Annotated in this window: 18 protein-coding genes; 6 read left to right on the forward strand and 12 right to left on the reverse strand. The window is 75.1% G+C overall.

What is annotated here, in order from left to right; all coding sequences use genetic code 11:
* The first annotated feature begins 93 nt into the window (after positions 1 to 93).
* The 5 genes from GCU56_RS12490 to GCU56_RS12510 all read left to right on the forward strand — a co-directional run bounded on the left by GCU56_RS12490 (position 94) and on the right by GCU56_RS12510 (position 7,753).
* On the forward strand, positions 94 to 690 hold the full coding sequence (locus GCU56_RS12490) for a glycosyltransferase (protein ID WP_163482071.1): 597 nt from the start codon (positions 94 to 96) through the stop codon (positions 688 to 690).
* Positions 691 to 882: 192 nt separating this feature from the next.
* Positions 883 to 2,259 (forward strand): ATP-binding protein, encoded by a 1,377-nt coding sequence (locus GCU56_RS25200; protein WP_163482072.1) that lies wholly within the window; start codon positions 883 to 885, stop codon positions 2,257 to 2,259.
* A complete protein-coding gene (locus GCU56_RS12500; protein ID WP_163482073.1) occupies positions 2,256 to 2,894 on the forward strand; it encodes a response regulator in 639 nt (212 codons plus the stop codon). Before GCU56_RS25200 ends, GCU56_RS12500 begins: the two co-directional genes overlap by 4 nt.
* Positions 2,895 to 2,937: 43 nt before the next feature.
* Positions 2,938 to 5,781 (forward strand): FAD-linked oxidase C-terminal domain-containing protein, encoded by a 2,844-nt coding sequence (locus GCU56_RS12505; RefSeq protein WP_163482074.1) that lies wholly within the window; start codon positions 2,938 to 2,940, stop codon positions 5,779 to 5,781.
* Between the two features lie 139 nt (positions 5,782 to 5,920).
* Positions 5,921 to 7,753, forward strand: coding sequence for a flavin-containing monooxygenase (locus GCU56_RS12510; RefSeq protein ID WP_163482075.1), 1,833 nt, complete (start codon positions 5,921 to 5,923; stop codon positions 7,751 to 7,753).
* Between the two features lie 25 nt (positions 7,754 to 7,778).
* Here the strand turns inward: GCU56_RS12510 and GCU56_RS12515 are convergent, their stop codons facing one another.
* From GCU56_RS12515 to GCU56_RS12570, 12 genes are all read right to left on the reverse strand, one after another.
* Positions 7,779 to 8,402: a GDSL-type esterase/lipase family protein gene (locus GCU56_RS12515; RefSeq protein WP_163482076.1), complete on the reverse strand. Its 624-nt coding sequence runs from the start codon at positions 8,400 to 8,402 to the stop codon at positions 7,779 to 7,781.
* 42 nt (positions 8,403 to 8,444) lie between these two features.
* Positions 8,445 to 10,022 (reverse strand): MDR family MFS transporter, encoded by a 1,578-nt coding sequence (locus tag GCU56_RS12520; RefSeq protein WP_345771806.1) that lies wholly within the window; start codon positions 10,020 to 10,022, stop codon positions 8,445 to 8,447.
* 71 nt (positions 10,023 to 10,093) lie between these two features.
* Positions 10,094 to 10,702 (reverse strand): acyl-CoA-like ligand-binding transcription factor, encoded by a 609-nt coding sequence (locus GCU56_RS12525; protein ID WP_163482077.1) that lies wholly within the window; start codon positions 10,700 to 10,702, stop codon positions 10,094 to 10,096.
* A 169-nt stretch (positions 10,703 to 10,871) separates the two neighbouring features.
* Entirely contained in the window at positions 10,872 to 11,642 is a 771-nt protein-coding gene (fabG, locus tag GCU56_RS12530) for a 3-oxoacyl-ACP reductase FabG (protein WP_163482078.1), read from the reverse strand.
* A gap of 145 nt (positions 11,643 to 11,787) precedes the next feature.
* Positions 11,788 to 12,204 carry a DUF350 domain-containing protein gene (locus tag GCU56_RS12535; RefSeq protein WP_163482079.1) on the reverse strand — a complete coding sequence of 139 codons (417 nt, stop codon included), beginning with the start codon at positions 12,202 to 12,204 and terminating at the stop codon, positions 11,788 to 11,790.
* Between the two features lie 81 nt (positions 12,205 to 12,285).
* Entirely contained in the window at positions 12,286 to 12,690 is a 405-nt protein-coding gene (locus tag GCU56_RS12540; protein WP_163482080.1) for an ATP-binding protein, read from the reverse strand.
* A 34-nt stretch (positions 12,691 to 12,724) separates the two neighbouring features.
* The gene (locus GCU56_RS12545) at positions 12,725 to 14,068 is read right to left on the reverse strand and encodes an AI-2E family transporter (protein ID WP_163482081.1); all 1,344 of its coding nucleotides are present in this window, start codon (positions 14,066 to 14,068) and stop codon (positions 12,725 to 12,727) included.
* Positions 14,069 to 14,222: 154 nt separating this feature from the next.
* Positions 14,223 to 14,633: an ankyrin repeat domain-containing protein gene (locus tag GCU56_RS12550; RefSeq protein ID WP_345771807.1), complete on the reverse strand. Its 411-nt coding sequence runs from the start codon at positions 14,631 to 14,633 to the stop codon at positions 14,223 to 14,225.
* Between the two features lie 46 nt (positions 14,634 to 14,679).
* On the reverse strand, positions 14,680 to 15,426 hold the full coding sequence (locus GCU56_RS12555; protein WP_163482082.1) for a dienelactone hydrolase family protein: 747 nt from the start codon (positions 15,424 to 15,426) through the stop codon (positions 14,680 to 14,682).
* A gap of 39 nt (positions 15,427 to 15,465) precedes the next feature.
* Complete coding sequence (locus GCU56_RS12560) at positions 15,466 to 16,005, reverse strand: hypothetical protein (protein WP_345771808.1); 540 nt, start codon at positions 16,003 to 16,005, stop codon at positions 15,466 to 15,468.
* An 80-nt stretch (positions 16,006 to 16,085) separates the two neighbouring features.
* A complete protein-coding gene (locus GCU56_RS12565; RefSeq protein ID WP_163482084.1) occupies positions 16,086 to 16,673 on the reverse strand; it encodes a hypothetical protein in 588 nt (195 codons plus the stop codon).
* A gap of 38 nt (positions 16,674 to 16,711) precedes the next feature.
* A complete protein-coding gene (locus GCU56_RS12570) occupies positions 16,712 to 17,179 on the reverse strand; it encodes a PPOX class F420-dependent oxidoreductase (RefSeq protein WP_163482085.1) in 468 nt (155 codons plus the stop codon).
* 67 nt (positions 17,180 to 17,246) lie between these two features.
* Here GCU56_RS12570 and GCU56_RS12575 point away from each other — a divergent pair, with 67 nt between their 5' ends.
* Positions 17,247 to 18,569: an AI-2E family transporter gene (locus GCU56_RS12575; protein ID WP_345771809.1), complete on the forward strand. Its 1,323-nt coding sequence runs from the start codon at positions 17,247 to 17,249 to the stop codon at positions 18,567 to 18,569.
* Positions 18,570 to 18,631 lie beyond the last annotated feature (62 nt).

Raw genomic sequence — 18,631 nt, forward strand, 5'->3', positions numbered from 1 at the left:
CGGCGCGCAGGAGTCGTAGAACGGCCGTCCAGGTGCGCGGCCGACCGCCGCGGTGGTGGAGTTCCCCCGGGGGGTCGACCGAGGGAGCACGACATGACCGCCGGCGCAACGGCGACCTACCTGCGCTCGTTGCTGTGCGTCTCGCCGCTCGCGCCTCCCGGAGGCGTCGACACGCTGCTGACGGCCTTCGGCCTGCTGGCCGAGGACCGCCCCGAGCTCCGCCTCGAGGTCGTCGGCGGCGGACCGCTGAGCCGGGCGTTGCGACGGCACGCGGACGACCTCGGACTCACCGACCGGGTCGACTTCTGCGGGCCGCTGCCGCCGCCGGCCGTCCGCACGGCCGTGCACCGGTGCACGATGCTGGTGCTCCCGCACCGGGAGGACCGCTGGGCGGGAGCATGCTCCCCGCTCCTCCCGCTGCGGGTCGCGCTGGAGAGCGCCCGGCCGGTGGTGGCGACCCCCGTCGCCGCGCTGCCCGAGGTGGTGCGCCACGGCGAGACCGGCCTGCTGGTCCCGCCCGACGACCCCACCGCGCTCGCGCTCGCCGTCACCGAGCTGCTCGACGACCCCGAGTGGGCCACCGCGCTGGGCCGCGCCGGCCGGCGGGCAGCGGTCTGCCTGCCGGACGACGACGGCGACGACGCGGAGCCCGGCCGCGTGCAGCGCCTGTGGCGCCATCTCATCGGATGACGGACACGCCGGCGAGGTCGTAGGACCTCCGTCCCCTTGCGCACGCGACCATGGAGGTGGCACAACTCCCCGACAGGGCCGTGTCGGAACAGCTGGCGCCGGCCCGGAGTCGTGGGTCGGCCATGATGCGCCGTCGGCGCGACGGGGGTGGGTATGGCCACGGGCCACAGGACGGCTGTCGCAGACGCCGGGGTGCCGGCGCAGGGGACGTCGGGCTGGGTCCCGCTGGTCGACCCCGCGCAAGCCGAGCGCCGGCCGCACTCGCCGTCGGTGCGCCGGGTGGTCGGCCGGTTCGTCCTGGCCAACCTCGCCGCCGTCATCCTGCTGCTGGCCGGCGGCGCGTGGGCCGGGGTCGAGGCGGCGGAGGACGAGGCCCTGGCCGACGCCCGTCGCACCACCGACCTGCTCGCCGTGCTCCTCGTCCAGCCCAACATCGGCGAGCCGCTGCTGGCGGGCGACCCGGCGGCGATCGCCGACCTCGACGCCAAGCTGCCCGACCGGCTGGCCCGCGTCGGCGTCATCCGGGTCAAGATCTGGGACGCCGACGGCACGATCCTGTACTCCGACGAGCCGCGGCTGATCGGCATGTCCTACCCGCTGGACGAGGAGGACAAGCGGGCGCTGGACGACGGCGTCACCCGGGCCGGGGTGAGCGATCTCGGCAGGCCCGAGAACCGGTTCGAGCGCCCGTTCGGACGGCTCCTGGAGGTCTACCGCCACATCGACGGCCCCGGGGGGCAGACCCTGCTCCTGGAGACCTACTCGACCTACGGGCAGGCGACCGCCCGCCAGGTGGAGATCTGGTGGGAGTTCGTCCCGATCTCCGCTGCCGTGGTGCTGACGCTGGTCGCCGTGCAGCTCCCCCTGGGCTTCCGGATGGTCAGCCAGCTGCGGAACACCCAGCGGGAACGGGAGCTGCTCCAGCAGCGGTCGCTGGACGCCTCCACCGAGGAACGCCGCCGGATCGCCGGCAGCCTGCACGACGGGATCGTGCAGGACGTGTCGGCGTCGGCGCTGCTGGTCGCCCGGGCCGCCGACGAGCTGCGCCGGGACCAGGCCGGGGGCTCTCCCCGGCAGGTCGCCGAGGTCCTGGGAGAGGCGGCCTCGGCGCTGCGGGCGTCGGTGGGGTCACTGCGCTCGCTGCTGGTCGAGATCTACCCACCCACCCTCCAGCGGGCCGGGCTGCCGATGGCCCTGGCCGACCTGGCCGGCCGGCTGCGCCCGCGCGGCGTCGACGTCCGGGTGTCGGTGCCCGACGACCTGGACCCGCCGCCGGACGTGGCGGAGCTCGTGCTGCGCACGGTCCAGGAGGCCATGCGCAACGTCGTCAAGCACTCCCGGGCGCACACCGTGGAGGTGACCCTGACGCAGACCCCGGCCGCGCTGGTCCTCGAGGTCACCGACGACGGGGTGGGGTTCGCCGGTGCGCCGGTCGCCGCCGAGACCCGCGACGGTCACCTGGGCCTGCGGCTGCTCGCCGACCTGGCCGCCGCCCACGGCGCCGGCCTCGACCTGCGCACCGCCCCGGGCGCCGGCACCGGCCTGCGGCTGACGGTGCCCCTGCCGTGATCGACGTCCTGGTGGTCGACGACCACGCCCTCATGCGGTCCGGCCTGACCGGCCTGATCGCCGCCGCCGAGGACCTGCGCGTGGTCGGCACGGCCGCCGACGGCGCCGAGGCGGTCGATGCGGTGACCCGGCTGGCTCCGCACGTGGTGCTCATGGACCTGTCCATGCCGGTGATGGACGGCGTCGCCGCCACCCGCCGCATCATGGAGTCCCACCCCGACGTCGAGGTCCTCGTCCTGACCTCGTTCTCCGACCAGCAGCGGGTCATGGAGGCCCTGGACGCCGGCGCCGCCGGGTACGTGCTCAAGGACACCGAGCCGGCCGACCTGCTCGCCGCCATCCGCTCCACCGCTCGCGGCCACTCCCCGCTGGACCCGCGCGTGGCGCGCACGGTCCTGCACGCCCGCCGGAGCCCCGCCCGCGCCGACCTCACCGAGCGCGAGCAGGAGGTGCTCGCGCTCGTCGGGCGCGGCCTGGCGAACAAGCAGATCGCGCGGGCGCTGGGCATCCGCGAGGGCACCGTGAAGGCGCACCTGACCAGCGTCTTCCAGCGGATCGGCGTCCGGGACCGCACGTCGGCTGCGCTGTGGGCGCGCACGCACCTGCCCGACGACCCCTCGGGCCCGGTGGCCTGACCCCCGCGCGGCGCGCTGCGGGGGCCGGGCCGAGACTGGCAGGGTGACCAGGGCCGGTTCCTCCCCCGATGACCTGCTCCCCGCGCTGCGCCGGGCCGGCGTGGGCGACGTGGACGACTCGGGCCTGGCCCGCGCGCTGTACTCCTCCGACGGCTCGCTGTACCGCGTGCTCCCCCGGGCGGTGGTGCGGCCCCGGCACCCGGACGAGATCGAGGCCGTGCTCACCGTCTGCCGCGAGCTCGGCGTGCCCCTCACCGCCCGGGGGGCGGGCACCTCGATCGCGGGCAACGCCGTGGGCCCCGGCGTGGTGCTCGACACCAGCCGGTACCTGACCCGGGTGCACGCGATCGACCCCGAGGCCCGGACGGCGACCGTGGACCCCGGCGTCGTGCAGTCGGCGCTCCAGGCGGCCGCCAAGCCGCACGGGCTGCGGTTCGGGCCCGACCCGAGCACGCACAACCGCTGCACGATCGGCGGGATGATCGGCAACAACGCCTGCGGCTCGCGGGCGCTGGGCTACGGCCGGACGTCGGACAACGTCGTCGGGCTCGACGTCGTCACCGGCGCCGGCGACCGGCTGGCCCTGGGTGCCCCGGCGGCGGCCGGAGCCCCCGACGCCGCCGGAGGAGTGCTCGGGGAGCTGCGGCGACTGGTGGACGTCGAGCTCGCCGCCATCCGGACCGAGCTGGGCCGCTTCGGCCGGCAGGTGTCGGGCTACTCGCTGGAGCACCTGCTGCCCGAGCGCGGCTTCGACGTGACGCGGGCTCTGGTCGGCAGCGAGGGCACCCTCGCCGTGGTGCGGCAGGCCACCGTCCGGCTGGTCACCGACGCCCCGCACCGCGGGCTGGTGGTGCTCGGCTACCCCACGATGGCCGACGCCGCCGACGCCACCCCGGGCCTGCTGCGGCACGAGCCGACCGCCTGCGAGGGCCTGGACCAGCGGATCGTGCAGCGGCTGCGCGACGTGCCCGCCGCGGTCGTGCCGGAGCTGCCCCGCGGCGGGGGCTGGCTGATCGTCGAGCTGACCGGCGACACGGTCGCCGAGGTGGAGGGCAAGGCCGCACGCGTCCTGGCCGACGCCGGGGCGGTGGACTCCCTGGTGGTCACCGACCGGGGAGAGGCCGAGGCGATCTGGCGGATCCGGGAGGACGTCGCCGGCCTGGCGGCCCGGACTCCCGACGGTCGCCCCGCCCACGCCGGCTGGGAGGACGCCGCCGTCCCGGTGGAGCAGCTGGGGGCCTACCTGCGCGGCTTCGAGGAGCTGCTGGCGGGCCACGGGCTGCAGGGCGTGCCCTACGGCCACTTCGGCGACGGCTGCGTGCACGTCCGCATCGACTTCCCGCTCGGGGACCGCTCCCCCGACCGGGGGCGCGCCGCCTACCGCGCGTTCGTCACCGACGCGGCCGCCCTCGTGGCCCGCTTCGGGGGCTCGGTCTCCGGGGAGCACGGCGACGGACGGGCCCGCAGCGAGCTGCTGGCCAGCATGTACTCCCCCGGCGTCCTGGCGCTCTTCGAGCGGGTGAAGGGGCTGTTCGACCCCGCCGACGTGCTCAACCCCGGCGTGCTGGTCCGCCCGGCGCGGGTCGAGGACGACATCCGCGTGGCCGCCGCCCCCCGTGCGACCGCCGGCCTCGCGCTGGCCTACCGGCACGACGGCGGTGACTTCAGCACGGCGGTGCACCGCTGCACCGGCGTCGGCAAGTGCCGGGCCGACCTGCAGGCCTCGGGCGGGGTGATGTGCCCCTCCTGGCCGGCCACCCGCGAGGAGAAGGACACCACCCGGGGCCGGGCGCGGGTGCTGCAGGAGATGCTCGCCCCGGGCGGGCCGGTGCGGGACTGGCGGTCCCCGGAGGTGCACGCGGCCCTGGACCTCTGCCTGTCCTGCAAGGGCTGCTCCCGCGACTGCCCGACCGGGGTGGACATGGCCTCCTACAAGGCGGAGGTGCTGCACCAGTCCTACCGGCGCCGGATCAGGCCGCGCTCGCACTACACCCTCGGCCGGCTGCCGCGGTGGTCCGATCTCGCCGCCCGCGCGCCGCGCCTGGTCAACGCGGTGATGACCTCCCGGGTCGGCGGCCGGCTGGCGCGGTGGGGTGCCGGCGTCGACCAGCGGCGCAGCCTGCCACCCTTCGCCGAGCGCACCTTCCGGCAGTGGTGGGCCGACCGCCCCGCCCGCGACGGCGACGGGCGGCCGGTCGCCCTCTGGGTGGACTCGTTCACCGACCACTTCGCGCCGGAGGTCGCCGAGGCGACCGTCGCCGTGCTGGAGGACGCCGGTTACCGGGTCCAGGTGCCACCGGCGGAGGCCTGCTGCGGCCTGACGTGGATCACCACCGGCCAGCTGGACGCCGCACGGCGCACCCTGTCGCGCACCGTCGGCCTGCTCGCCCCGCTGGCCGAGGCCGGGATCCCGGTGGTCGGCGTCGAGCCGTCGTGCACGGCGGTGCTGCGGGGTGAGGCCCAGGACCTGGTGCCCGGACCGGCCGCGGCCGCGCTGGCCGCCGGCACCCGCACCCTCGCCGAGCTGCTCCGGGAGACGCCGGGCTGGTCGCCGCCGTCGCTGGCCGGCGTCGAGGTCGTCGCCCAGCCGCACTGCCACCACGCCGCCGTCCTCGGCTGGGCGGCCGACGAGCGCCTGCTGCGGGAGGCGGGCGCGAGCGTGCGCCGGCTGGGCGGCTGCTGCGGCCTGGCCGGCAACTGGGGTGTCGAGCGGGGACACCACGACGTGTCGGTGACGATCGCCGAGCAGCAGCTGCTGCCCGCCGTCCGGGCAGCGGGGCCGGACGCCGTCGTCCTCGCCGACGGGTTCTCCTGCCGCACGCAGCTCGACCAGCTGGCCGGCCGGTCCGGGGTGCACCTCGCCCAGCTGCTGGCCGGCGCCTCCTGACCCGACGGCACGGGGCGTGCGGCCCCTTGCCACGTGTGACCTCCGCCACCCACCCTGGGCGGTGCGACCCCTGCCCCGCCGCAGGGAGCCCGCGGTCTGCTGCACCCGACCGTCCCCGCACCGCCGCTGGAGGCAGGGCATGACCCAGACGATCGACCGTCCCGCCGGCTCCACGTCACCGGCCGCCGACCGCGCGCAGGTGTGGCTGACGGCGTTCTCCGACGCACTCACCGCACGCGACGTCGACCGCGCCGCGGGCCTGTTCGCGGCCACCAGCTTCTGGCGCGACCTCGTCTCCTTCTCGTGGAACCTCACCACCGTGGAGGACCCGGCCGGCGCCCGGGACCTGCTCGAGCACACCCTGGAGGCCACCGACCCGCGCGACTGGGCGCTCCAGGAGCTCCCCGAGGAGGCCGACGGGGTGACCACCGCCTGGTTCACCTTCGAGACCGCCGTGGGGCGAGGGCGCGGGCTGGTCCGGCTCGTCGACGAGGGTGGGCAGCCGCGGGCGTGGACGCTGCTGACCACGCTCGTCGAGCTGACCGGCCACGAGGAGCCACGCGGGCGGGCCCGGCCGATGGGCGCCGAGCACGGCGCCAACAGGCAGCGCACGACGTGGGCCGAACGCCGGGAGGCGGAGGACGCCACCCTCGGCGTCACCACCCAGCCGTACGTCCTGGTCGTCGGCGGTGGCCAGGGCGGCATCGCGCTCGGCGCCCGGCTGCGGCAGCTCGGCGTCCCCAGCGTGGTCATCGACGCGCACCCCCGTCCCGGCGACCAGTGGCGCAACCGCTACAAGTCGCTGTGCCTGCACGACCCCGTCTGGTACGACCACCTGCCGTACCTCCCCTTCCCGGACACCTGGCCGGTGTTCTCCCCCAAGGACAAGATCGGCGACTGGCTCGAGTCGTACGTGCGGGTCATGGAGGTCCCGTACTGGTCGAGCACCGTGGCGACGTCGGCCACCTACTCACCGGAGGCCGGCGAGTGGACCGTCCAGGTCGAGCGCGAGGGCCGGCCGATGACGCTGCGCCCGAGGCACCTGGTGCTGGCCACCGGCATGTCGGGCAAGCCGAACGTGCCGGAGCTGCCCGGCCAGGACGTCTTCCGCGGCGAGCAGCACCACTCCTCGGCGCACCCCGGCCCCGACGCGTACGCGGGCCGGGAGGTCGTGGTGGTCGGCAGCAACAACTCGGCGTTCGACATCTGCGGGGCGCTGTGGGAGGTCGGCGCCCACGTGACCATGGTGCAGCGGACGTCGACCCACATCGTCCGCAGCGACAGCCTCATGGAGATCGGCCTGGGCGCGCTCTACAGCGAGGAGGCGGTGGCCGCCGGCGTCACCACCGAGAAGGCGGACCTGGTCTTCGCGTCGCTGCCCTACCGGATCATGCACGAGTTCCAGATCCCGCTGTACGAGCAGATGAAGGAGCGCGACGCCGAGTTCTACCGACGGATGGAGGCGGCCGGCTTCGAGCTCGACTGGGGCGACGACGGCTCCGGGCTGTTCATGAAGTACCTGCGCCGCGGCTCGGGCTACTACATCGACGTGGGGGCCGCCGACCTGGTGGCCAACGGTGACGTGCGGCTGGCGCACAGCCAGGTCGACCACCTCACCGAGGACGCCGTCGTCCTCGCCGACGGGACCGAGCTGCCGGCCGACCTGGTCGTCTACGCCACCGGCTACGGGTCGATGAACGGCTGGGCGGCCGACCTCATCTCCCAGGCGGTGGCCGACCGGGTCGGGAAGGTGTGGGGCCACGGCTCGGACACGACCAAGGACCCCGGCCCGTGGGAGGGCGAGCAGCGCAACATGTGGAAGCCCACCCGGCAGGAGGCGCTGTGGTTCCACGGCGGCAACCTGCACCAGTCACGGCACTACTCGCTGTACCTGGCGTTGCAGCTGAAGGCCCGCCAGGTGGGCATCCCGACGCCGGTGTACGGCCTGCCGGAGGTGCACCACCTGGCCTGATCGAGCCGTCTCCCTCAGGGAGGCCTCAGGCGGCGGCGCCGTCCCGGCGGGCGTGCGCGGCGGCGACCACGTGCGGCGTCAGGCTCTGCGCGATCAGCGCGTAGCCGGCCGAGGAGGGGTGGAAGCGGTCCCCGGAGAACAGCGCGGGGTCGGTGCCGAACGCCGTCCCCACGGCCTCGGACACCTCGGCGACCACCGCCCCGGCGGCCCGGGCGAGTGCTGCCTGCGAACGCTGCAGCTGCACCGACGCCGCCTGCACGGCCGGGCGGAGCGCCGGCGGCACGAACGGAACCGCCGACATGTCCGGCGCGGGGACGACGACCACGTCGATCCCCGCCGCGCGCAGCCCGGTCACCGCCTCGCCGAGGGCGGTGGCCGCCTGCGCCGGCGGCACGAGGCGGGCGAGGTCGTTGGCTCCGACCACGACGACCGCCAGGTCGGCCGCCAGCGGGACGGCACGGCGGACCTGGGCGGCCAGGTCGCGCGACACCGCGCCGGGGACGGCGAGGACGTGCAGGTCGACGTCGTACCCCGCGGCCGCCAGCTCGGCGGCCAGCCGCGGCCCGAGCGTGTCCGTCGCCCGGGCCGCGCCGGAGCCGTACGCGATCGAGTCACCGAGGAGGGCCAGGCGGAGGGGCGAGGAGGTCACACTCCGTACAACCGCCCCTCCAGCCCGGCTATGCCGATCCGCTCAGTGCGCCGCCGCCTGCTCCTCGGCCAGCCGCTGCGCCCCGGACGTGGTCTTCAGCGCCTTCTCCCGGATGAAGAGGACGGTGACCAGCGCGAGCGCGGCCAGCGGTGTGGCGACGAGGAACAGCTCTGCGGTCGCGTCGGCGTAGGCGTGCTGGACCAGCGCGACCACCTCCGGCGGGAGCACCGAGATGTCGGGCACCGCGGCCTCGCCGCCCTCGCCCGTGCCGCCGAGGACGCTCAGGTCCGCGGCGACCCGGCCGGCCAGCACAGCGCCCAGCACGCTGACGCCGATGGTGCCGCCGAGGCTGCGGAAGAACGAGACCACCGACGTCGTCGTGCCCAGCTCCGCGGCCGGGACGTCGTTCTGCGCGGCGAGGACGAGGTTCTGCATCAGCATGCCGACACCCGCGCCGAGCACCAGCATGTAGAGGCCGAGCAGCCAGGTCGAGGTCGCGGCGTCGATCGTGGCGAGCAGACCGAAGCCGAGGGTCATCAGCGCGCCGCCGGCGACCAGGAACCGCTTCCAGCGCCCGGTCTTGGTGATCAGCGCACCGGCGACGGTCGAGGACACCAGCAGCCCGGCCACCAGAGGCAGCGAGAGCAGGCCGGCCGCGGTCGGCGAGTAGCCCAGCGCCACCTGGAAGTACTGCGAGAGGAACACCGTCCCGCCGAACATCGCGATGCCGACCAGCGCGCTGGCCACGATGGCGAGGGCGACGGTGCGGTTGCCGAACAGGTGCAGCGGGATGATCGGCTCGGGCGAGCGCGCCTCCACCACCAGGGCGAGCGCGAGCAGGACGACGCTGGCGCCGACCAGGACGGCGGTCTCGACCGAGAGCCAGTCGTAGCGGTTGCCCGCCAGCGTGACCCAGACCAGGAGCGTGCAGACGCCGGCGGTGAGCAGCAGTGCCCCGAGCCAGTCGACGTGCACCCGGCGGCGGGTGACGGCGGGCAGGTGCAGGGTCTTCTGGATCAGCAGCATCGCCAGCAGGGTGAACGGGACACCGAGGAAGAAGCACCAGCGCCAGCCCAGCCACGAGGTGTCGACCATGACGCCGCCGATGAGCGGCCCGGACACCGTCGCCACCGCGAAGATCGCGCCGAAGACGCCGGCGTACCGGCCCAGCTCGCGCGGCGGGATCATCGCCGCCATCACGATCTGCACGAGCGCGGTCAGGCCACCGGCACCCGCGCCCTGCAGCACCCGGGCGACGATGAGCGTGGTGGTGTCCTGCGCCGCCCCGGCGAGGACCGAACCCACGACGAACAGGCCGAACGAGAGCTGGATCAGCAGCTTCTGGCTGACCAGGTCGGCGAGCTTGCCCCACAGCGGCACGGTGGCGGTCATCGCCAGCAGCTCCGCCGTGACGATCCAGGTGTAGACCGACTGGCTGCCGCCGAGGTCCGGGATGATCGTGGGCAGCGCGTTGGACACCACGGTCGCGGCCAGGATGGCCACGAACATGCCCATGAACAGGCCCGAGAGTGCCTGCAGCACCTCCCGGCGGCTCATGGGCGCCGGAGCCGACGGCTCCGGGGTCCCCGCCGGGACGGCGGGCTCGGTGATCGCGGACACGCAGAACTCCTCGAGGGTGGGGCGGGCGGGCGGGGGCCGGCACCGCAGGCGGACCCGCGGCGACGGAGAGGTCAGTGGTCCCGTGAGGGGGCGGGCAGGCCGGCGGCGAGCAGGCTCAGGGCCTCGTCGAACTGGTCGGGCAGGTCCGGTGATCCGCCGGCGCATTGCCAGCGGACGAGGGTGACGCGCAGCGCGGCACCGAGGACGGCGGCCAGCAGCGTGGGGTACAGGTCGCGCTGGACGTCCTGACCGGTGCGCTGGGCCAGGGCGCCGGCCATCTCGCGCTCGTTGGCCGTGCCCACCTCGACCGCCCGCGCGAGCAGCGTCGGCTCGGCGGCCAGGACCGACAGGCGCTGCCGCCAGGCCTCCCGGTCGTCGTCGAGGGTCGCCAGCTCCGCGCGCAGCGCCGTGCGGGCGGCGGCCAGCGGCGGCAGGGCGGGGTCCTGCTCGGCGAGGAGGACGGCGAAGCGGCCGGTCCCGGCGCCGCGCGGTTGGAGCAGCGCCTCCTCCTTGGAGGAGAAGTGGTTGAAGAACGTGCGGTAGGAGACCCCGGCCTCCGCGGCGATCTGCTCCACGGTCACCGCCGACCAGCCGTGCTCCGCGGCCAGGCGCAGGGTCGCTGCGGCCAGCGCCGTCCGGGTGTCCTGCTTCTTGCGCTCACGCAGGCCGGGTCCGGTCACGCCGAGCAGTACACCAGCTCGCTGCACAGTGTGCAACTTTGCACGGTGTGCAGCGTGTCACGCGGATCCGAGGACGCGTCAGGGCCCGGCCGCGACGCGGCCGGGCCCCGTGCGACGGCCCCCTGCCGGGACGCGTCGCGAGCGTGCGAGTGGCGGGGAGGGGCCTCTCTCAGGCCTTCGGACCGCCCGCGGCGTAGACGACCTGGCCGGACACGAAGCCGGCACCCTCGCTCACGAAGAAGGACACCAGGTGGGCGATGTCCTCGGGCTGACCCACGCGCTGGACCGGGATCTCCTTGGCGGCGTGCGCGATGAAGTCCTCGAAGGCCACGCCGACCCGGTCGGCGGTGGCCTTGGTCATCTCTGTCTGGATGAAGCCGGGCGCGATGGCGTTGGCCGTGACGCCGAACTTGCCCAGCTCGATCGCGACGGTCTTGGTGAAGCCCTGCAGACCGGCCTTCGCCGTCGAGTAGTTGGCCTGGCCGCGGTTGCCCAGCGCCGAGGTGCTCGACAGGTTGACGATCCGGCCCCACCGGGCGTCGATCATGTGCTTCTGCACCGCGCGGGTCATCAGGAAGGCGCCGCGCAGGTGCACGTTCATGACCGTGTCCCAGTCGGACTCGGTCATCTTGAACAGCATGTTGTCGCGGATGACGCCGGCGTTGTTCACCAGCACCGTCGGCGCACCGAGCTCGGCGGCGACGCGCGCGACCGCGGCCTCGACCTGCTCGGCGTCGCTGACGTCGGCACCCACCGCCAGCGCCCGTCCGCCGGCGGCCTCGATGGCCTGCACGGTGTCCTTGCCGGCGTTGTCGTCCAGGTCCAGGACGCCGACGGCGAACCCGTCCTTCGCCAGCCGGAGGGCGGTCGCCGCCCCGATGCCGCGAGCGGCTCCGGTCACGATGGCCACGCGGGTGGCGGTGCTGTTCGAGTCGCTCATGGATCGTCCCTCTCGTGTCCGCGCCGTCCGGCGCCCCCGACACGGTACGGCCGCGCAGCGCCCCAGCTACCCACCGGTAGGGCCCGGCGGGTCGCCGCGCGGAGCCCGCGCGGAGTCCGCGCAGGTGAGCGCCGCGAGGGTGTCGTCAGGGCCAGATGCTGGCGACCACGATGGCGGCCACCGACAACTGGACGGCGGCGAGCACCAGGCTGGACGGGTGGAACGCCGCCTCGGTCACGTGGCTGCCGAGCTTGCCCGGGATGAGCACGTCGAGCACGAGGAAGGCCAGCCCCTGCAGCAGGACGCCGAGCACGCCGAACACGACGGTCCAGAGCAGCGCGTCCCCGAAGCCGTTGGTGGCGTTGGTCCAGATCGCGGCGAAGACGACCGCGCCCTGCCCGAGGAACCCGGTGCCCAGCACCAGACCCGCGTTGACCGACCCCTGCTCGATGTGCCGGCCGAGCCGGCCGGGGGTGAGCAGGTCCAGGGCGAGGAAGCCCAGGACCAGCAGCGCGATGCCGACCCCGGTGTAGGCGACGGCGTATCCGATGCTGGCCAGCACGGGCGGGACCTCCGGGGGACGACGACAGGGCTGAGCATGGTCTACCAGCACGGCCGCCCCCGGCCCGACCCGGCGTGCCGGTCAGCCCGAGCGGACCACGTCGACCCGGTCGAACCCCTCGCCCACCGCCGGCGGCACGAAGCGGGCGGCCGTCCCGTACAACCCTGCCGGCGGCACCCGCAGCCGGCCCGCCCGAGCGTCGTTGCGGATCACGCAGACGGCCAGCGGGGTGTCCAGCCAGACCGCGCGCACGGGGACGCCGGCCGCCCGTGCGGCGGCCACCAGCGGCGCACGGTCGGCGGGGGTGGGGTGGGTGTTGTCGACGACGACGCCGCGCCCCTCCGCCAGCAGTTCCGCCACGACCCGCCGCTGCCGGGCCTCCCGCCGTCGGGCGTTCGGCCAGTGGTCCTTGCTCACCACCGTGTGCGTGCCGGCCAGGTGCTCCCCCACCCAGGTCGACTTCCCGCTGCCCTGCAGGCCGGCCATCACGACCAGCTCCGCGACGCTCCCCCGATCGTCGTCAGTCGTGCGGGGCCGCCCGGTCCCCGGCATGCCTCCGGCCGGGCAGGTGCGGGTGCATCGCCCGGACCGAGGCCAGCGCCGCGCGACGGGCGTTGGCCCGCTGCCGGGCCCGGCTGGTCCGCGGCGCCCGGGGTTCCTCCCGCAGCAGGGCGTCGAGCCAGTGCCCGCGCGGATCGACGTCCACCAGCATCGCCTTCACGAGCAGGGTCAGCGGGATGGCCAGCAGCGCGCCCAGAGCACCGAGCACCCAGCCCCAGAACAGCAGCGCGACGAACGTGACGGTCATCGACAGCCCCACCGAGTCGCCGACGAACCGGGGCTGGATCAGCGTCTGGACGACGAAGTTCAGCGCCGCGTAGACGGCGACGACGGCCCAGAACTCGCCCCAGCCCCCGCCGAGCAGCCCCAGGATCGCCGGCGGCACCAGGCCGAGGACGAAGCCGATGTTGGGCACGTAGTTGGTGATGAACGACAGCAGCCCCCACACCACCGGGAGCGGGATGCCGATGATGGCCAGGGCGACCGTGTCGCACACCGCGACGATCGCCCCGAACACCGTGCTGACCAGCAGGTAGCTGCGGGTGCCGCGGGCGAAGAGCCCCAGCGCGATGGGCAGGTGCGGACGCTCGGCGGCGATCAGGGCCAGCCGCCGGCCGAACCCACCGGACTCGATGGCCAGGAAGACCAGCGCGGACAGCAGCAGCACCAGCGTGGTCGCGGCGTCACTGAGCCGGGCGAGCAGGCCGGTGGCCACCCCGACCAGCTGGCTGTAGTCGAACTGGGCGACCAGGTCGGACAGCTGGCCGGAGACGATCCCGCGGTCGTTGAGGTCGACGACCACCGAGGCGAGGAGCGCCTCCGCCGAGGCGGTGTAGTTGGGCAGCAGGTTCGCGAACTGGGCTATCGAGACCACCAGCAGCGCCACGAACGCCAGCAGGATGGTCCAGACGAGGACGAGCAGGACCGTCGCGCTCGCCCAGCGGGGCCAGCCGTGCCGCTGCAGGAACCGCTGCACCGGCATGAGGGCGATGACCACGACCAGGGCCAGCAGCACCGGCCCGACCAGCCAGGCGATGGACCGGACGCCGGCGATCGCGACCGTCGCGGCCGCACCGCCCACGAGCAGCACCAGCCAGCGCGGGAGGCCACCCGCGGACTCGATCGCCGGCGGCTCCTCGCGGGGTGCTGGCTCGCCGGGCGCCCCTCCCTCGGGCGCCCGCGCCTCCTGGAGCGCGACCGTGTCCACCTCCGCCACGGTGGCCGGACTCAGCGCGGTGGCGCCCACCGCGTCCGGGACGGCCGTCCGCTCCCCGGCTCCGGACAGTCCCGGCTGCGCGACCATCTCCGGGGTCCCCCGGCTCAGGCCGTGCGCCGGTGGCGCCCGGCCGAGCCTGCGGAGGCCCCACCCACGTGCTTCGCGACCATGTGCACTCCGCTCTCCCCCGTGTGCGGCGCCGCAGTACCCACGACCCAGCCTGACATGCCGGGCCCCGGGCTCAGGACCCGGCGCGCTCCAGCAGCGCGGTCATCGCCGGCAGGTCGAAGAACGCGGCGGTCTGCCGAGCCGTCGGCCCGCCCGCGTCGGGCTCGGCCCCCGCGGCCAACAGGTGGCCGACGGTCTCGGTCGACTGCTTGAAGACGGCGGCGGCCAGCGCCGTCTGCCCGCGGTCGTTGACGACGTCGGGATCGGCACCCCGGGCCAGCAGCGCGGCCACCGTGCCGGCGTGACCGTGGTAGGCCGCCAGGATGAGCAGGGTGTCGCCCTTGTCGTTGGTGAGGTTCGGCGGGACCCCGGCGTCCACGTAGGCGGCGAGCTCGTCGGTCGCACCGCCCCGGGCCATGTCGAACAGCCGCCCCGCCAGCTCGATGACGCCCGGGTCGATCGCCTCGCCGTCCTGTCCGGTCACGGGGCGAGCGTAGGAGCCGCTCCGCCCCCCGTCGCCCCGGAGGCCCTCAGCTCGCCGCGACCCGGTCGGTCAGCTCGAGCACCCGGCGCCAGACGTCGGCGCAGGCGTCCTCCCACTCGCCGTGGGCGCGGTCGAAGAAGGAGTGCGGCGCACCGTCGTAGACCGCGGTCTGCACGTCGGCTCCCCCGGCGCGCAGCCGCTCGGCCAGCGCGAGCTGGTCCTCCACCGGCGTGGCGGCGTCCGCGCCGGCGATGAGCATCAGGGTGGGGCGGGTGGCGACGACGTCCTCGACCATCGACGGCCGCCCGTAGAAGCCGACACAGCCGGCCACGTCGACGTCCCGGCCCGAGAGCCGCCAGGAGTGGCTGCCGCCGAAGCAGAAGCCGACGGTGACGACCGGCAGCTCGGGGCGGGTGCGCTCGCGCAGGTAGTCGATCGCCGCGGTGACGTCGGCGTCCACGCCGGCCTCGGTGGTCTGCGGGATGTGCGTCTGCCAGTCGAAGTCCTGCTCGCGGGTGCCGGTCGGCGGCAGCTCCGCCGTCCGGCCGAACCAGTCGAGGGCGAGCGCGGGGAGGCCGGCCTCGGCGAACCGCTCGACGAGGGCCACGTAGTAGGGGTGCAGCCCGCGGATGTCGGGCAGGACGACCACGCCGACCCGCGCCGGGCCGGCGGGGGCGGCGTAGGCGGCGGCGAACTCGGTGCCGTCGGCTCCGGTCAGGGTGAGGGTCCCGCGCTCGGCGACGTCCCCCGTCCGGGGCGGTGCGGGCGGGCGGCTGTCGGTGTCGTGGCACATGCCACGCGTTTCTACCGGGCCGCCCCGGCGGTCCTCCGCTCAGGTGTCGGCGGCGGCGTCCGCGGCCCCGGGGTCACCGCCGAAGACCCGCGCGGCCACCTCCCGGCGGGTGTCGGCGAGCCAGTGGTGCTGCTTGTCGGCCTGCGCGATCAGCCGCTCGAACAGCGCGGCGTCGACCCGGGAGTCGGCCTCCCCGATCGCCCGCAGCGTCTCGAAACCGGCCCGCTTGGCCAGGACCGCCGTCGCGATGAACTCGAACTCGACGAGGTCGGAGAGCTCCGAACGGGAGAGCACCCGCCCGTTGAGCTTGACCCGGGACAGCTTCTCGCCGATCCAGACGGCGGCCTGCTTGTACTGCCGCACGGGGATGCCCAGCGCGCCCATCGTGGTGCGCAGCGCTGCCCGCTCCTCGCGGAGCTCGTCGAGCAGCTCCTCCAGGCGCGGCTCGTGCGACGTGCCCCGGTGCCGGCCGAGCATCCGGGTGACCAGCTCGATCCCGCCCGTGGCGGAGGCGAGGTGGTCGTTGGTGTAGATCCCGAGCAGCTCGAGGTTGCGGATCCCGCCGGTTGCGGACGGCACGGCCACGAGCACTCCCAGGGACGACGGACGGCGGTCGGCGCCCATTCTCGCCGCACGGTGATCGTCGCGCGCGCCGGCGGTCAGCCGGCCGCCCGCGCCAGAGACCGCGCGGCGGTGGGCCGCAGCTCCTGCTCGAGCTCCCACAGCCCGGCCGCCAGCCGCTGCCCCACCGCCTGCCGGGAGATGCCGAGGGCGGCGGCTGCCGCGGCCTGGCTCCGGCCGCCGGCGACCAGCTCCACCGCCTCCCAGGCCGGTCCGCTGCGCCGCTGCACCAGCACCGCCAGGGCCGTGACCACCGCCTGCGCGTCGGCGGCGTCGGGCGGGACGGCGCCCCGGACCGCCAGCCGGGTGCTGCGCCGGCCGGCTGCCACCACGGCGCGGCGCGCGCTGCGGGCGGCCGGCCCCGGGACGCCGCGGACGCTCTCGGGCAGCGGTCCCGGCACCGGGCCGGCGCCCACCCCGATCCGCCACCCGGAGTCGCGCACCAGGTCGAGCACCACGTCGACCACCACCGCGGGGTCGGTCAGCACCCCCTGCACCTCCGCCTCCGCGGTGCGCTCGAACGGCAGCACGGCGGGCACACCGGCGTTGAGCCGGCGCAGGACACCGGCGAGCCGATCGGGGTCCTGCCGGCCGTCCCGCTGGTCGGCGATCAGCACGAAGGGCACCCGGCCAGCCTGTCAGCTCCCCGGCCGGGAGGCCGGACTCAGAGGGTCGCGGCGACCTCGGGAGGGAAGCCGCCGGTCGCGATCGGTCCCCAGCGTTCGACGGTCACCCGCACCAGCGACTTGCCCTGCCGCGCCATGGCGGCCCGGTACTCGTCCCAGTCGGGGTGCTCACCGCTGATCGCCCGGTAGTAGTCGACCAGCGGCTCCAGCGCCTCGGGCAGGTCGAGCACCTCGGCGCGACCGTCCACCTGCACCCACGGGCCGTCCCAGTCGTCCGACAGCACACACACCGAGACAGCCGGGTCGCGCCGCGCGTTGGCCACCTTCGCCCGCTGCGGATACGTGGACACGACGATCCGCCCCTCGCCGTCGACCCCGCAGGTCACCGGCGACAGCTGCACCCCGCCGGCGCTGCGGCGGGTGACCAGCAGCGCGCGATGACGCGGACGCAGGAACTCCTCGAGCGCGGCGCGGTCGACCCGGTCGGCGGTGGCGGTCCTCGGCATGCCGACGACGCTACGGCGGTCGCCCGATGATCGTTTCCGCCAGCCCCGCAGCGGACATCCCCCCAAGGTGAACGATCGCCTGCGGCTGCGCCGCTCCGGCCACTCCTCCGCAGCGGAGCAGGACCCCGGCCCCTCGCCGGAGCGCGGCACCGCTCGGGACGGCGACCCGGCGGCGGTGACCAGCGCTCCCGCCCCCGGGGCCGACCGCGGCCCCCGGCTGTGGCGGGCGATGCGGACCCTGGCCATCGCCTCGGCCCAGCTCCTGCTGATCGCCGCCGGCGTGGTGGTCATCGGCTGGGTCCTCGGCAAGCTCTGGGTGATCCTGCTGCCCATCATCCTGGGGCTGCTGTTCGCCACCGTGCTGTGGCCACCCACCCGCTTCCTGCGCCGGCACGGCTGGCCACCGGCGCTGGCCGCCGCCGTCGTCCTGCTCGCCGCGCTCGCTCTCTTCGGCGGGATCATCGCCGCGATCGCGCCGTCGGTCGCCGACCAGGTCGGAGAGCTCGCCGACCAGGCGACCGGCGGGCTGCAGGAGGTCCAGGAGTGGCTGTCCGGCCCGCCGTTCAACCTCGGCGAGGACCAGGTCGGCCAGGCCGTGGACAACGCGATCAACTCGCTGCAGAACAACGCGCAGAACATCGCCGGTGCCGCCCTGACCGGCGCCACGGCCGTCGGCAACGGCCTGATCAACCTGGTGCTGGCGCTGCTCCTGGCGTTCTTCTTCATCAAGGACGGGCCGCGCTGGGTGCCGTGGCTGTCGGCGCAGACCGGCCACCGGGCCGCGCCGCACGTGGCCGCGCTGTCGCAGAAGACGTGGGACACCCTGTCGGAGTTCATCCGCCAGCAGGCCCTGGTCGGGTTCGTCGACGCCCTCTTCATCGGCATCGGGCTGTGGATCCTCGACGTGCCGCTGGTGCTCCCGCTGGCCGTGCTGACCTTCTTCGGCGCGTTCATCCCGATCATCGGCGCGTTCGTCGCGGGTGCGTTCGCGGTGCTGATCGCCCTGGTCAGCGAGGGCTTCACGACCGCGCTGATCGTGCTGGTCATCGTGCTCGTGGTGCAGCAGATCGAGGGGAACGTGCTGCAGCCGATCATCCAGGGCCGCGGGTTCAACCTGCACGCGGCGGTGGTGATCCTCGCGGTGACCGCCGGCGGCAGCCTGGCCGGCATCACCGGCGCCTTCCTCGGGGTGCCGGTCGCGGCGCTGATCGCCGTCATCTACCGGTACGTCCGCGACGAGCTCGACGGCCGGTCGCCCGAGATCGCCGACGACGGCACCCGGCCCCAGGTGACCGGTGACGTCGACGGCGCCGAGGTGGTCCGGGAGCAGGTCACCGCGCCGGCACCCGAGGGCACCGGACGCCCGTCCCAGGAGGGCGGGGGCACGTGACGCCGGACAGGTGACGGCGGGAATGCGCGGGGCGCCGCGGAGGCTGTCCTCCACGTAGACGA

It is taken from the genome of Geodermatophilus sabuli (assembly GCF_010686765.1).
In the GTDB taxonomy this organism is placed as follows: domain Bacteria; phylum Actinomycetota; class Actinomycetes; order Mycobacteriales; family Geodermatophilaceae; genus Geodermatophilus; species Geodermatophilus sabuli_A.